The 15,053-nt window shown below is 64.4% G+C and carries 12 protein-coding genes; 5 read left to right on the plus strand and 7 right to left on the minus strand.

Translation table 11 applies throughout. The features are described 5' to 3' along the window. Nucleotides 1-48: 48 nt before the first annotated feature. Entirely contained in the window at nucleotides 49-2,655 is a 2,607-nt protein-coding gene (gene hrpB, locus PYR64_RS07990; protein WP_275779300.1) for an ATP-dependent helicase HrpB, read from the plus strand. 8 nt (nucleotides 2,656-2,663) lie between these two features. Here the strand turns inward: hrpB and PYR64_RS07995 are convergent, their stop codons facing one another. After that, on the minus strand, nucleotides 2,664-4,298 hold the full coding sequence (locus tag PYR64_RS07995) for an amidohydrolase family protein (RefSeq protein ID WP_275779302.1): 1,635 nt from the start codon (nucleotides 4,296-4,298) through the stop codon (nucleotides 2,664-2,666). Next, nucleotides 4,288-5,745, minus strand: a complete 1,458-nt coding sequence (locus PYR64_RS08000) for an APC family permease (protein ID WP_275779304.1) — start codon at nucleotides 5,743-5,745, stop codon at nucleotides 4,288-4,290. The genes PYR64_RS07995 and PYR64_RS08000 overlap by 11 nt, the downstream gene beginning before the upstream one ends. A 151-nt stretch (nucleotides 5,746-5,896) precedes the next feature. On the opposite strand from PYR64_RS08000, the gene PYR64_RS08005 reads away from it, so the two are divergent. The 3 genes from PYR64_RS08005 (at nucleotide 5,897) to PYR64_RS08015 (ending at nucleotide 9,518) form a co-directional block, all read left to right on the plus strand. Continuing rightward, complete coding sequence (locus PYR64_RS08005; RefSeq protein WP_275779306.1) at nucleotides 5,897-6,514, plus strand: TetR/AcrR family transcriptional regulator C-terminal domain-containing protein; 618 nt, start codon at nucleotides 5,897-5,899, stop codon at nucleotides 6,512-6,514. Then, a complete protein-coding gene (locus tag PYR64_RS08010; protein WP_275779308.1) occupies nucleotides 6,511-7,245 on the plus strand; it encodes a M50 family metallopeptidase in 735 nt (244 codons plus the stop codon). The genes PYR64_RS08005 and PYR64_RS08010 overlap by 4 nt, the downstream gene beginning before the upstream one ends. A gap of 170 nt (nucleotides 7,246-7,415) precedes the next feature. Next, nucleotides 7,416-9,518: an elongation factor G-like protein EF-G2 gene (locus PYR64_RS08015; RefSeq protein ID WP_275779310.1), complete on the plus strand. Its 2,103-nt coding sequence runs from the start codon at nucleotides 7,416-7,418 to the stop codon at nucleotides 9,516-9,518. A 2-nt stretch (nucleotides 9,519-9,520) separates the two neighbouring features. Here the strand turns inward: PYR64_RS08015 and PYR64_RS08020 are convergent, their stop codons facing one another. Then, a complete protein-coding gene (locus PYR64_RS08020) occupies nucleotides 9,521-10,186 on the minus strand; it encodes an alpha/beta family hydrolase (protein WP_275779312.1) in 666 nt (221 codons plus the stop codon). Between the two features lie 113 nt (nucleotides 10,187-10,299). On the opposite strand from PYR64_RS08020, the gene ligD reads away from it, so the two are divergent. Further along, complete coding sequence (gene ligD, locus PYR64_RS08025) at nucleotides 10,300-11,322, plus strand: non-homologous end-joining DNA ligase (RefSeq protein ID WP_275779314.1); 1,023 nt, start codon at nucleotides 10,300-10,302, stop codon at nucleotides 11,320-11,322. Nucleotides 11,323-11,348: 26 nt separating this feature from the next. Here ligD and PYR64_RS08030 read toward each other — a convergent pair whose 3' ends face one another. Genes PYR64_RS08030 through PYR64_RS08045 form a run of 4 tightly spaced genes read right to left on the minus strand, consistent with a single transcriptional unit; the run spans nucleotide 11,349 to nucleotide 14,992 of the window. Beyond that, on the minus strand, nucleotides 11,349-11,969 hold the full coding sequence (locus tag PYR64_RS08030) for an L-threonylcarbamoyladenylate synthase (protein ID WP_018777514.1): 621 nt from the start codon (nucleotides 11,967-11,969) through the stop codon (nucleotides 11,349-11,351). A gap of 20 nt (nucleotides 11,970-11,989) precedes the next feature. Beyond that, nucleotides 11,990-12,862: an ABC transporter permease subunit gene (locus PYR64_RS08035; protein ID WP_275779317.1), complete on the minus strand. Its 873-nt coding sequence runs from the start codon at nucleotides 12,860-12,862 to the stop codon at nucleotides 11,990-11,992. Next, a complete protein-coding gene (locus tag PYR64_RS08040) occupies nucleotides 12,846-13,811 on the minus strand; it encodes an ABC transporter ATP-binding protein (RefSeq protein ID WP_275779920.1) in 966 nt (321 codons plus the stop codon). The genes PYR64_RS08035 and PYR64_RS08040 overlap by 17 nt, the downstream gene beginning before the upstream one ends. A gap of 38 nt (nucleotides 13,812-13,849) precedes the next feature. Continuing rightward, nucleotides 13,850-14,992 (minus strand): DUF2092 domain-containing protein, encoded by a 1,143-nt coding sequence (locus PYR64_RS08045; protein WP_275779319.1) that lies wholly within the window; start codon nucleotides 14,990-14,992, stop codon nucleotides 13,850-13,852. Nucleotides 14,993-15,053: the final 61 nt, after the last annotated feature.

Below are 15,053 nucleotides of genomic sequence, written 5' to 3' on the forward strand. Positions count from 1 at the left end.
GGCCTTTCGGCTGCCGGGACGCTGCCAAAAAACAGCGACAATGGTTTGGTGACTTTCAGACTGGACACCATTGGCAGGGGACTGGTCTTCGCCGACTTCATCCAGGACCTTGCAGCGGCCCTGTCGCAGCAGGGCGACGGCGGCACGGCGGTCGTGCAGGCACCGCCAGGTACGGGAAAGACCACGCTGGTGCCGCCGCTGCTGGCGAACCTCATTGGTCAGTGGCATTCCGGGCAGCCACGCGTCGTCGTGACCCAACCCCGGAGGGTCGCAGCACGTTCCGCCGCACGGCGGCTCGCTTCCTTGGACGGAACCCGGTTGGGCAGAAAGGTGGGCTACACCGTCCGTGGCGAGTCCAGGACGGGTCCGGACACGATGGTGGAGTTCGTTACTCCCGGGATACTCGTCCGGCGACTCCTCAACGACCCCGGTTTGGAGGGCGTCCAGGCGGTGGTCCTGGACGAGGTCCATGAGCGGGGCCTTGAGTCTGATCTTCTGGTGGGGATGCTCGCCGAGGTCCGCGAACTCCGCGAGGACCTCACACTGGTCGCCATGTCGGCAACCCTTGATGCCCGGCGGTTCGCCGCGTTGTTGGGAACCGGGGACGACGGCGGCGGGCCGGCTCCCGTTATCGACTGCCCTTCCGCAATGTACCCTTTGGACTTTCAGTGGCGTCCGTTCCGGGAACACCGTTTGGACGAACGGGGAGTGGTCCGTGCCTTCCTCGATCACGTTGCCCGCACCACGGCGGAGGCCCACGCAGCCGCCGTGGCCGGGAACCCCGACGTGGATGCCTTGGTGTTCCTCCCGGGCGTCCGTGAGGTATCCGACGTCGCTTCCCGCCTGCGGGCGGAGGTGTCGGGGAACGTTGAAGTTCTTGAGTTGCACGGCCAAGTAGGTCCTGACGCCCAAGACCGCGCAGTATCCGGGCGGGAGCCGGGAGGCGCAGCACGGATCATCGTGTCCACGTCTCTGGCTGAGTCGTCACTCACCGTTCCGGGAGTCCGGTTGGTCGTCGACTCAGGGCTGTCCCGTGAACCGCGCAGGGATGCCGGCCGCGGCATGTCCGGTCTCGTTACCGTCTCCTGCTCACGTGCATCGGCGGATCAGCGTGCGGGGCGCGCGGCGCGGCAGGGCCCGGGTACCGTGGTCCGCTGCTACGACCAACGGGACTTTGCTTCCGCCCCTGCCCATCAAACCCCGGAGATCCTGGCCTCTGACCTGACTGGAGCGGCGTTGGTGCTCTCGTGCTGGGGGGCGCCCCGCGGCAAGGGGCTGGCGTTGCCGGATACCCCGCCCTCTGCCGCCATGGACGACGCTATGGAAGTGCTCAGGGAACTGGGCGCCGTGACGGAAGACGGAACAGCCACCGCCCTGGGCAAAACTCTTTCGCGCGTACCCGCCGATCCGCGTCTGGCCCGGGCCCTGCTGGACGGATCAGCAGTTGTGGGCCGACGCGTCGCGGCCGAGACGGTGGCCATGGTGGCCGGCGATCAGCGTGCTCCCGGGGCGGACTTGACCAAGTTACTGGGCTACCTGCGTTCCGGATCAGATCCCGCAGCGCGGCGTTTCGCCGAAGACGTGAAGCGGATGGAGAGCATCGCGCGGCAGGAGGCGGCCGCCGTCGTGCCCTTACCAAATGCCCGCCACATCACGGCGGCCGAGGCGCCCGGCTTCGTTGTGGCGCTGGCGTTCCCGGACCGTATGGCCAAACGCGTTACGGGGAATGGCCCGGACAGCTACCTGCTGACCTCGGGTACGCGGGCGGGACTGCCGGCCGGGAGTCCGTTGTCAGGGCACGATTGGCTGGCGGTTGCTGAGGTCTCACGCGCGCAGGGCCGCGACGCTGCCGGAACAGGTGCGGTTATTCGCTCGGCCGCGCCGCTTTCGGCGGAACTGGCCGAGGCCGCGGCCCCCCACCTCTTGACCGGGAAGGAATACGCCACCTTTGACCAAGGTCGCGTGACCGCCCGCCTGGAACGGAGGCTTGGGGCGATTGTTCTGTCCTCAACGCCGGTACGTCCCAGCGTCGCGTCCGGACGAAGGGCAGTAGCAGAGTCCCTGGGCAAGAACGGATTATCCATGCTGCATTGGTCCAGCAACGCCGATGCGTTCCGGCGGCGTTTGGCCCTGCTCCACCGTGAGCTCGGTGATCCTTGGCCCGATGTCACGGAATCAGGCCTGTTGGCCAGGTTGGAAGAATGGTTGGCCCCCGAGTTGGAGGCGATGGCCACTGGCACTGCTGCCAGTGCCGTGAATCTTGCCGATCCGCTGCGCCGCCTCCTTCCATGGCCGGATGCCGGCCGTTTGGACGTTCTTGTTCCCGAGCGCCTTGCGGTGCCCAGCGGTTCTCTGGTGCGCCTTGACTATCCGGACGTGGATGACGACGGCGGTCGTCCCGTTGTGGCGGTCAAGTTGCAGGAGTGCTTCGGCTGGGACAGCACGCCCCGGCTGGTGGACGGCAGGGTGCCTGTGCTCTTTCACTTGCTGTCCCCGGCAGGGCGTCCCCTGGCCGTCACGGATGATCTCTCGTCTTTCTGGTCCGGCCCCTACGCACAGGTCCGGGCAGAGATGCGGGGACGTTATCCCAAGCATCCCTGGCCCGAAGACCCGTGGACCGCACCGGCTACCGCCAGGACCAAGAACCGGATGTAGGCGGCCTGCTAGGCCGAACGGTCCAGCATGAACTGGATTTCCCCGTCCACGAACGTTCCCAGGACGCGGCTTGCGGCCAGCTCGTCCGGCGCTGCGCTAAGAGGGTCCAGTTCAAGGACAGTGAAGTCCGCCCGCTTGCCCTTGGAAATGGACCCCGAAACATCCCATAGCCCTGCGGCTTTTGCTGCGTGTGAGGTGTAGCCCTCAAGCGCTTGAAGCGCCGTAAGTGCCTGGGCGGGAGCGATGGGGTCCTGCTCCGGGTGGCCCGAACGGCGCCGCAGGCGTGCGTCCGCCATGATGGGCAATGGCGGGAAAGGAGCGATGGGCCAATCGGAGCCAATCCCCAGGGCCACACCGGCTTCACGAAGATCCCGGCAGCGCCACGCCCTGTCGGCCCTTTCGGGACCGAGCCTGGTGGACCAGTTGTCGCTATGGTCGGCCAGGGAGTAGTGAGTGCAATGGGTCGGTTGCATGCTCGCCACCACCCCCGCATCCTTGAAGCGCGCCACGAGTTCGTCCGGAACGGTTTCAAGATGCTCGATCCTGTGCACGGTCCGGCGGAGGACATCCGACGGCACAACATCGCGGAGGGACTCCATCGCCTCCAGCACGTGTTGCACTCCGGCGTCACCGATCGCGTGGGTCGCCGTCGGGATTCCGCGGGTCGCGAAGTAGCGGACGGCGGCTGAGTATTCTTCGGGCCGCGGCCAGAAGGGCGCCGTGGATTCGCCGTACAGATCGGGTTCGTAGAGCCAGGCCGTTCCGTTGTCCACCGTTCCATCTACGAACAGCTTGATGGCTTCAACGGACCAGCGGCGCCCACCGTTGCCCAAGGCACGGGCGAGTTCCTTCCAGTCGTCCTCTCCGGTGCCAGGCATGCACCACGGCGCAGAGCGCAGCCGGAGCGGCAGCTCACCGTCGGCCTCGAGTGCGTGGAAGAGCGCTGCGGATTCTGCACTGTGGTCCATGATGTGGCCGCCGGTGAGTCCCGACCTCGCAAAATCCCGGAGCAATGCGGCCAGCCTCGTCTTGCGCCGGGCAAAGGCCTCCTGGGGGATGTGCCGCTGCACGAGCTCCATAGCGGCGGCTTCTAGCAAGAGGCCGGTAGGAACTCCTTCGGCGTCGCAGACCACTTCCGAGGCTTGCTCGAAGGCGTACCTGCCACGGACGCCGGCCACCTCCAGGGCGCGGCTGTTGGCCACGGCCGAGTGCCCGTCGAACAACCGGATCAGTGCCGGTTTGCCGCCGCTGACATCGTCCAGCATGCTGCGGTGCAAGGGCGCCGTGCCGAACGCGTTCGGATTCAGGCCCCAGCCACGCAACCACTCGTCGTCGTGTGCTGCCTGGGCGCGGAGGAGCGCCCGGACCTCATCAAGCGTCGACGCACCGGAAAGGTCCACACCGACGGTGAGGTCCAGGCCGAATACCGGATGGATGTGGCAGTCAACCAGGCCCGGCGTGAGTGTTGCGCTGCCGAAGTCCACCACGTTTGTGCCCGCCTGTCGCCAGTCGTGGGCGTCAGCGCGGCTTCCGACGGCGGTCACGGTGCCGTCGCTGACCGCGACTGCTTGGACGGGCCCACGCTGTGGGTGCTCGTCCAGGGTGTGGATGGTATCGGCGAGGACGATGAGGTCAGGAATCATGGGTTTCAAAGCTTCCAATCCGGGCGAAGACATCGGGGCGGGCAGTGCGCAGGCGGCGGGCGATCAGCAGGCCTGCGAGGAAAACGATGGGTGTGACAGACAGGAGAATGGCGTTGGTGACGGCATCGGCAAAGGTCAGCAGTTCGATGTTGACGGCGATGAGCGCCACGACCCCGAAGAGCAGGAAGGCCGATGCAATGCTCACTGGAATGAGCACTCGGTTGGTCACTGCGGCGGGGTTCCGGCGCAGGTAGATGAACGCGGCCACCGAAACAAGCCCCTGCAACGCCACGATCCCCACGATGCCTGGTGTGTTGACCCAAATGAGCAGGTGCTTGTAGGGGTCGGCATTGGCCACGGCACAGATCAGGATGACGACGGCGGCCAGCACCGTCTGGATCTGTCCCGCACGGTGCGGTGACTTGTATTTCGGGTGTGTCCTGCCCAGGAAGGCGGGCAGGATCCCGTCCTTGGCCAGCATGTAGACATAGCGGTTGATGGCGTTGTGGAAGGCCAGCTGGGAGGCATAAACGCTTGTCACGATCAGCACATACATGACGACCTCGGCCCAGGGGCCTACGTACTGGTTAATGGTGGCGAAGAACATCCCGTCGGCGAGTTCACCGGCAGCAGCCACGACGTTCCCGTTGCCGAATGCTTGGATGACCGTCCACACAATGAAGGCGTAGAACACGGACATGAATCCCACGGCGATGTAGGTCGCCCTGGGGACGGACTTGTCCGGATTACGTGCTTCACGCCGGTACAGGACCGTTGATTCGAAGCCCATGAACGCCGCGAAGCAGATAGCGAGAATGGCCAGGACTCCGGGAGTGAAGGCGTTTTCGGGGGAGAAGGAAGCGAAACTGATACCTTCGGCACCTCCGCGGGCCAGGATGCCAACACCCATGATGGCGAGGATCGCGGTCTCAGCGATGAGCAAGACGCCCAGCACCTTGGCGCCGACGTCAATTCCGCGGTAGCCGAGGAACCAAACAGCCGCTATCGCGGCCAGGGCTACCAGCGGCCAAGGGACTTCCAGGCCGAAAAGCGTTTGAAGCATGGCTTGGGTCTGGACCGCGAACAGCCCGTAGACCCCGATTTGCAGACAGTTGTAGCACACGATCGCGAGGATTGCCGAGGCAAGTCCCACCGTCTTGCCCATGGCCAAGGTGATGTAGGTGTAGAAGCCGCCGGCGGCTTTGACGTGCTTGGTCATTGCCATGAAAGCGACGGCGAATACCAACAGCACCGCGCCGGCGACGACGTAGCCCATGGGGGCGCCGATGCCCCCGATTCCAATGGCTACGGGGGCCACGCCGGCCATGACGGTAAGTGGGGCCGCTGCGGAGATCACCAGGAAGGCGATGCCGCCGGTGCCGATGGCGTTCCGTTTGAGCCCGTTTCCAGCATCGGCTGCTGGCGGTCGGGTTTCCAGATCAGACATGGGGATCCTATGGGGTGAAGGGGAAAACTGGGGGAGGGAGACTTAAGCGAAAGCCTTTCGTTTATCGTATGGTCTTGTGATCCGCAGCACAATACCCATCGGGCAACTTCTGGCTAGAGTCGTAACAACAACCTTGAATGGAGTACCCCGTATGGCACGCCCGCTGGTCCCGCTGATATCCATCGACGCACTCGTCACCGCCGCCCTGGAGTTGGTGGACGAGGCCGGGGACTTCAGCCTGCCCAAACTGGCCAAACGGATCGGCGTCAGCCAGTCCTCCATCTACAACCACGTCAGTGGACGCGATGAGATCCTTGAACTCATGCGGGGCCGCATCATCTCCGAAAGCACTTACGAACTCGACGCCCGGCAGGATTGGGAGGCCGCCCTTCGCGCGATTGTCCGCAGCTACCGGGATGCCTTTGCCCGGCACCCCAGGCTCGCTCCGCTGCTGGTACTGCAGACGGTGCAGGACCACCAGGTCCTTGGCCTCTACGAGGATCTGGCACTGGCCCTGGAAGCCGCCGGTTTCCGCGGCCGCGACGTGTTGTCCGCGATCTCCACCATCGACAGCTTCGCCCTGGGTTTTGCCTTGGATCTGGCAGCCCCGGACGTTGTCTGGGCACCTCCACAGCAGGGCTTCCCGGCCCTCAGCGGCGCCTTGGCCAACGCAGCACCTGCCGATGAGCGGGGCGAAGCGGCCTTCGAATTCGGTTTGGAAATCCTCATCGCGGGCTTGCATTCCCGGCTGCGGACCGCGGTTCAGTGAACTTTCCGCAAACGTGGTGGGAGGCGGTGGTCCGTGGTTTCACCCAGACCCACACCACTACCGTACCCATGCCTGTCCTCGTTGGCATCCTGGCCTGTGCTGTGGTCCTCAGCATCCCGCGCGCGACGTGGCGATGGTTCGGCCTGTACGTCACCTTCGTCCACGAACTGGGCCATGCCTACGCAGCCCTCATGACGGGAAGATTCGTCCATGGACTCCGGATCGGGCTCGATCACTCCGGCCGCCTGGTCAGCAGTGGCCGGAGCGCCTTCGGTGCGGCGTGGTCCGGTTTCTGGGGTTATCCTGCCCCGGCCGTCGTGGGACTGTGCCTGATTGCGGCGGTCAGTGCCGGGCGGTCCGGCGCTGCCATGTCGGTCGGGGCCTTGATCCTCTTGGTTTCCCTGGTCTTCCTGCGCAACCTCACGGGGATACTGGTGGCTCTGGCCAGTGCAGGGATTGCCCAGGTTTTGCTCCTTTTCGCCACTCCCGACGTCGTCAACTACGTCGTGTTGGCCCTGGGCGTAGCCCTGACCGTAGGAGGGGTGCGTGACCTCTTCAAGCTGGCCGGCGTCCACGCAAAACGCCGTGAACGCCTCGCTTCGTCAGACGCTTTCATTCTGGGCCGGACCACTGGCGTGCCCGGGTTTGTGTGGCTCTCCGGGTTCACGGTCGTCATTGCCGGCTGCGTGGCGGCGTCAGCGTGGTTGCTGTGGGGGCTGCTCACCGTTTAGCCCGGCATCAGGGACAGCGGGGGACGTGCGACGCCGCGGGCTTTGGTTCAGTGGCTGCAGGCACTTGCCCTGTGGTCGCCTCAGGGTGTCCAATCCTCTTAAAGATTCGGAGCTCTGGATGCGAACCATGAGCGTTCGGGCTCCGTGGCGGGAGAACCTCAGGAGATGCCATGTCTGCAAAGGGCACGCGCGATGCGGGAAAAGCTACAAGCCCCACCGCGAATGAAACCAGGCGCAGTGGGAACGGCGTGGTTTCTGCACACCGAGACCCCGCCAGGATTCGCAACGTGGCGCTGGTCGGGCATTCGGGCTCCGGCAAATCGATGCTGGTCGAAGCGCTGCTCGCGGCAACGGGAGCCATTACCAGGATGGGCTCCATCAGCGAAGGCACGACTGTCAGCGATGCTGATCCTTCAGCCATCCATCAACAACGGTCGGTAACCCTGTCCGTCGCACCGATCCTCATTGGCGACATCAAGGTCAATCTGATCGACACCCCCGGCTACACCGACTTCACAGGCGAGTTGCGGGCTGGTTTGCGGGCCGCCGACGCGGCCCTTTTTGTTGTGTCCGCCGTGGAGGGAATCGACGGCGCCACCGTCGCGCTGTGGAGCGAATGCGAAAAGATCCGGTTGCCCCGCGCAGTAGTGATCAGCAAACTGGACCATCCCCGCGCAGACTTCAGCGCCGCCGTCGAGCGCTGCCGGGAAGCCTTCGGAGAATCTGTCCTCCCGCTGTACGTTCCGGCAGTGGGTAACGCCGGCCTCATCGGTGTCCTTCATGGCGCCGCGGAAGAGTTGACCCCCACGGTCGATGTGGAAGCAGTAAGGGATGCCCTGCTGGAAGGAATCATTGCCGAAAGCGAAGACGAAACCCTCATGGACAGGTACCTGGGCGGTGAAGAACTGCCGTTGACCGACCTCATCAACGACCTTGAAACCGCCGTGTCACGCGGCAGTTTCTTTCCCGTGATGCCCACCTCGGCCGAAACGGGCCTTGGGTTGCCGGAACTGATGGCCCTGCTCACCGACGCTATGCCATCGCCCCTTGAACGGACGCCACCTGCAGCCATGACGCTCAACGGTTCATCACTGACGACGTTGCACTGCGATCCCGCGGGCCGTCTCGCCGCCGAAGTCGTGCGGACCACCGTGGACCCTTTCCTCGGCCGGGTGTGCCTGCTTCGGGTCTTCTCGGGAACGCTGCGCGAGGATTCGTCCATTCACATCGGCGGCAGGGGACTGGCGGACAGGGGACATGAGGACCACGACGCGGATGAGCGCATCACACACCTGTACTCCCCGGTGGGATCCAGCCTCAAAGCCGTCCCGGAGTGCATCGCGGGTGACATCTGTGCCATCAGCAAACTGGCAAGTGCCGAAACAGGCGATACCGTCTCGGACCGCGAAGCCCCGCTCCTGATCGAGACCTGGAACATGCCCGAACCCTTGATGCCGATCGCCGTGGAGGGCGCATCACGAAGCGACGAAGACGCGTTGGCGAAGAGCATTGGAAAGGTAGCGGCCGCCGATCCAACACTCAGGCTTGAGCGCAACCCGGACACCCATCAGCTCATCTTGTGGTGCATGGGAGAAGCGCACGCCGAGGTGATCATGGACCGCTTGCGAAACCAAGGCGTGAAGCTGCAGACCGTGGATATCATTACTCCCCTTCGGGAGACGTTCGCCAGCAAGGCAACCGGACACGGCCGCCACGTCAAGCAATCAGGCGGCCATGGCCAGTTCGCCATCTGCGACATCGAGGTGGAACCGCTGGCACGCGGCGAGGGGTTTGCGTTCACGGACAAGATCGTTGGCGGGGTCATTCCGGGAACGTTTGTCACGTCCGTGGAAAAGGGGGTCCGGGCCCAAATGCTCAAGGGGGTGTCTGCAGGATTCCCGGTGGTGGACATCAAGGTAACGCTGGTGGGTGGCAAGACCCACAGCGTGGATTCCTCCGATGCCGCGTTCCAGGCAGCAGGCGCCTTGGCGCTGCGGGAGGCTGCCGCCGCCGCGAAAATCCAACTCCTTGAACCTGTCTCCTCCGTGGTGATCAGCGTGCCCGACGAATACGTCGGAGCTGTCATGAGCGACCTCTCCGGGCGACGAGGGCGGGTGAACGGCACCAATGCCACCGACAACGAGGGTACCGAGATCCTTGCGGAAGTGCCGGACCAGGAACTGCTGCGTTACGCCATCGAACTCCGCGCACTCACGGCCGGCACAGGACATTTCCGGAGATCGTACCTTCGCCACGAGCCACTGCCCAAGTAGATTCAGGCACCCGTTTTCAAGAACGCAGCTACCTCGGGTGCCAGCGAAGCACCTGTTTCAGCGGCGGTCCGTTTCAGGCCCTTGACCGCAAATGAATGGTCACCGCCCTCGCACCACTGGAGCCTCGCCGTCGGGCCGATCCTGGACACCACGCCTTCCAGGATTTCCGGAGTGGCGAAGGTGTCCCGGGTGCCCTGCAGGAACAGCATCGGCACGGTTATTCCGTAGAGGTGTTCATCCCGGAGCTTCTCAGGCTTCCCGGGGGCATGCAGCGGGTACCCAAGGTAGACGAGTCCCTGCGCGGGCATGCCTTCGGCCACCGCCATGGACGCCATGCGCCCCCCGAACGATTTGCCTGCGGCCCATAACGGATTGCCGTCCGACAACTCTGCCGCTGCCTCCATCACGGCCTGCCACGTTGCGATGGCAAGGGGCGGACGGTCCGGGAAGCGACGCCCGGCTTCGCGGTAGGGAAAGTTGAAACGGAGGGTAGCCACACCCTCCTGCGCCATGGCCGAGGCGAAGCCCTGCAGGAAGGGGTGTTCCATCCCGGCCCCGGCGCCATGGGCCACCACCAAGGTGGCAAAACTGTCCTCAGGCTGGACATGGAGGGCGGAAACACGGGTATCGGCGACGGCGACGGTCAGGGATGTCTCGACGGTGGGCATATGAATATCATTACCTACCGGAGCGGCAGGAGAAGAGCCCATCACGAAACACGCCCTCGGGCATCAGGCACAAGGTGCTGACGCGGCGCACCTTTACGGGGTAGCTTGTGCCCATGGCGAGTGAAGCAACCACTGTAACCGTGCCCGGTCCCAACGGCCCACGTGAGGTCAGGATTTCCAGTCCGGGCCGGGTCATGTGGCCGGACGCGGGGCTTACCAAGCTCGATCTCGCCAACTACCTGATCGATGTCGGCGAGCCGTTCGTCGCCGCCAACGGCAACAGGCCCGTGAGCCTTCAACGGTACTCAGGAAACATCGATGGAGAGATGTTTTTCTCCAAGAACCCTCCCAAGGGCGCCCCTGAGTACGTTCGCGCCGTCACTGTTACCTACCCGAGCGCGCGGTCACACCCCCAACTGGTCATCGACGAACCTGCGGCAGCGGTGTGGGCAGCCCAGATGAACACAGTGGTATTCCACCCCTGGGCTTCCCGTGCCAACGATCCCGATAACCCGGACCAGCTACGGATCGATTTGGATCCCCAGCCCGGGACGGATTTCGACGACGCCATCCCGGCTGCGATTGAGCTTCGCTCCGTCCTGGAGGAGGCCGGGCTGACGGCGTTCATCAAGACATCGGGTAACCGCGGTCTGCATGTTTACGCCCCCATCCATCCCAAGCACGAGTTCCTCGAAGTCCGCCACGCCGTGATCGCTGCCGGACGCGAACTTGAACGCCGCATGCCCGACAAGGTCACCACGGCGTGGTGGAAGGAAGAACGCGGAAAGCGGATCTTCGTGGATTTCAACCAAGCCAACCGGGACCGGACCATCGCTGGCGCCTACAGCCCGCGGGCTGTACCGACAGCGCAGGTATCCTGCCCTTTGACCTGGGAGGAACTGGAGAATGCGGACCCCGGTAAGTACACCATCACCACCGTTCCCGACCGGTTGAAAGAGGTGGGGGATCCTTGGGCGGCCATGCACGATCATCCAGGTGACATAGACGTCCTGCTCACATGGTGGGAACGCGACGTCGAGAACGGCCAGGGCGAGATGCCTTTCCCGCCGGAGTTTCCCAAAATGCCCGGTGAACCCATGCGGGTACAGCCAAGCCGGGCGCGAAAGCCGGAATAGTACGCCACCGCCGTCGGCCTCGACCGTTATTCGAAGCGGGAAGGATCGCCCGTACCGCGCCGTACCACCTCGGCCACCCCACTCGAAAAGTCGATCACCGTGGTTGGTTCCGAACCTGTGTCTCCGGCATCGATCACGCCGTCCACCTGATTGTCCAAACGCTCCTTGATTTCCCAGCCCTGAGTCAACGGTTCTTCCTCATCCGGCAGCAGGAGCGTGCTGGACAGCAGAGGCTCTCCCAATTCGGCGAGAAGTGCCTGCACCACCTTGTGGTCCGGGATGCGGACGCCGACTGTTTTCTTCTTGGGGTGCAAAAGCCGCTTCGGAACCTCCCGGGTGGCCGGAAGGATGAACGTGTAGCTGCCGGGGGTGACAGCTTTGATGCTCCTGAAGATGTCATTGTCCAGCATGACGAACTGGCCCATCTGGGCGAAGTCCTTGCAGACCAGAGTGAAGTGGTGTTTGCCGTCCAGATGCCGGATGGTGCGTATCCGGTCCAGCGCTTCCCTGTTTCCGATCTGGGCGCCCAAGGCGTAGCAGGAGTCGGTGGGGTAGGCGATCAAGCCGCCGTCCCGCAGCATATTGACCACTTGGCCGATGGCGCGTGGTTGAGGGTCTTCCGGGTGCACATCAAAGAATCTGGCCATGCAAAGAGCCTACGACAAAGCTACGACAACACGTCCTTGTTGGAGAATTTCGCATACGCCAAGGCGCCGCACACCACTATGTAGCCGGACTGCAGCAGCGCGTTCGCACCAAACGATGTCCAGGCGATGGGCTGCCTGAGCAGGTCAGCGAAGTCCAGCCAGTGGTGGCTGAAAAGCCACGGATGCAGCCACTCCAGCTGTGGCAGGTTGTCGAGGACCTGCGACACGACGGACAGGACAATCGTGGCTGCCATGGCACCAACAGGCGCATCGGTGAAGGTCGAGATCAAAAGGCCGATCGCCCCCAACCCCATCAGGGACACCGTGATGTAGGCAGCGATCAGCAGCGACCGCAGTGCGGAATCGCCCACGCTGACGGTGTCGCCGGACAGCAGGGTGACCGGCCCTACGGGAAAGAGGACGACGCCGGCCAGGGTGCCTGACGCTGCCACAGTTGCCGTCGCGGCACAACAGAAGGCGACCGTTCCCGCGTACTTGACCAACAGCAGGCGAATGCGTCCCGCAGGTGCCAACAGCAGGTACCTCAAGGTTCCGAGGTTCGCTTCCCCTGCGATCGTGTCTCCTGCCACCACACCTATGGTGAGGGGAAGGAACAATGGCACGCATACCACCAGCGCCGTGACCGCCACGAAGAGCCCGTTCTGGGTGATCCTGTCCAGGAACAGCGGGCCGCGGCCAGGAGTTGCGGGCCTCGACGACAACCTCACCGCGACTGCAATCAGGATGGGCACGGCGGCCAACGCGACCAGCATGGCCCACGTGCGGAGCCTGCGGAAGAGTACCGACAGTTCAGAGGCAAGGAGTGCCCACCCTGCCCCGGACCGCCCGGTGGCAGATGGAATACCAGCAGCGGTTTCAGCCGGCAACGTCAAACCCCTCTCCAGTAAGGGACACGAACCGTTCTTCCAGGCTTGCGTGCCCAACAGTGAATCCGCGGACGCGCACGCCTCCTGCAACCAGCGCGGCCACAATCGTCTCCGGGGCCATACCGTTGAGTCCGGTGCCCATGAGCGTGTCGTCGCCCCTGCCTGTCGCATCACTTGGGACCACACCAAGGCGGGACAGGACGCCTGCGGCCACGCCGACGTCGGGCGTGTGGATCAGGACGTGCGACTCCCCGGAGGAGCGCAGCTCATCCAGTGGCCCTTGGGCCACCAGTTTTCCCGCGCTCATAATGCCTGCGTGCGTGCACATCTGCTCGACCTCGGCCAACAGGTGGCTCGAGACAAAGACCGTCGCGCCACCTGCGGCAAGGGAACGAACCAGGGCGCGCACTTCGCGCGTCCCTTGGGGGTCAAGTCCGTTGGTCGGTTCATCAAGGACAAGCAGTTCACGGGGACGCAGCATCGCGTTGGCCAGGCCGAGGCGCTGTTTCATGCCTAATGAGTAAGCGCGGACCTTCTTTCCGGCAGCATGGCCGAGCCCCACACGGTCCAGGGCCTCGTGGGCACGCTGCCGCCTGGTCGATGAGGGTGCGTGGCGGTCGGCCGAGTCCAGGCGCATCAGGTTTGCCTCGCCGGTGAGGAACGGATAGAAACCGGGGCCCTCAACCAAGGCGCCCACGTGCGGCAACACGGAGGTCAAGGATTGTGGCATCTCCTTGCCCAAAACGCTGATGTCGCCGCTGTTCGCCGTGGCGAGGCCAAGCAGCAACCGGATGGTGGTGGTCTTTCCCGATCCGTTGGGCCCCAGGAAGCCGTAGACCGCCCCCTGGGGAACGGCCAGATCAATGCCGTCGACGGCGGCGCGGTGGCCGAAGCGCTTCACCAGTCCACGTGTTTCGATGGCAAGATTGTCGCCGGTGCCTGGATTGCTTGCCAGGACGGCAGGGCCGGTCAGCGGGCTGGTCGCTGGGTCGGTCACGGGGCAGGGACGTTTAACTGTTGGGCGACTGCCTGAAGCCGCTCCAACGGCACCATGCCCGCATAGACGCGGCCGTCGTCGAGAATCAGCACGCTGATCACCGACGTCGTCAGTGCGCGGCCGCCCGGAACAGCTTGGAGCGCTTGCGTGAGTTCCGGGCTGGCGGTGAGCCCGGCCGGAGCGGTTCCCGCCGGGAGGGAGATCACGGCGTCCCAGCCGGCGCCTGTAACCGTTGCACCATGATGTGGCTGGGTCGGATGTGGCTGGGTCGGTTGCGGCTGGGTCGTTGGGCCGGAGGGCTCAGGCAGTGGCATGGAAGGAACGGGTGCTGCGGGGATCGTCTTTTCCCTGACCGATGCGCCCTGCGGCGGTACGAATTCAAACAGCGAGGCGTCCGGGGCAGTCAGGTCCAGCTGCGTGTACTCCAGTGAGTAGGCGGGCCCGGCCTGCCCGTTGGCCCACAGTTCGACACCGAGGGGGAAGCCGGTTTCGGCATCCACATCAATCGCCACAGCGTCCACCAAGGTGCCCGCCGTGCGGGGTTTCAGGAGGAGTTTGTAGGCGCTGCGCCCGGCCACCGAGGACGAATCCCCGACGCTTACTTCAGTGCTGGCGTCAATGGCTGTCAGGAAGCGCGACGCTAAAGCCTCGGGAGTGGGGAAGGCGGGGCGCGGTGATTCTGGTACCCGGGACTCGGTGGGTGCTCCCACCGACGGACGGGGGATGCTCACATGCGTAGCACTGTTGTCCGAGGAGTCATAGAACCACGCGTCCTCGCCGTTCAGTACAAGATCGCGCTCGGCCATCCGGTCCAAGATCTGTACGCGTGCTTTGGAAGGACCATCAATGTAGACCCTCGCAGTGTGCGAGCCTGTCAGGAACTCCAAAGCGGAGGCGGTTCCGGGCGCAACCCCGGGGCCGGACGCTGGAACTTCGGGAAGTCCCAGTTCGGCGGTTTGTTCCAGTGTTCCGGACAGCTCCCGGACCTGGGTGCGCGCGATCATGGCCAGGATCTCGTCTGCGGTTTTGGGTGGCAGGGAGCCGCTTGCGCCCGCTTGGACTGCACCAAACAGCACGGCCATGCCCATGGCAAGGCTTATCAGGAGCGCCGGCAGCCACCGCCGCCTGGCCCGGGTCATTGCTACCGGCCACCGCACATCAAAGGCATGAGTCCAGATTACTCCCGTTGGCCGTCGGGAT

Origin of the sequence: Paenarthrobacter sp. Y-19 (assembly GCF_029223985.1) — a bacterium.
Taxonomy (GTDB): Bacteria; Actinomycetota; Actinomycetes; order Actinomycetales; family Micrococcaceae; genus Arthrobacter; species Arthrobacter nicotinovorans.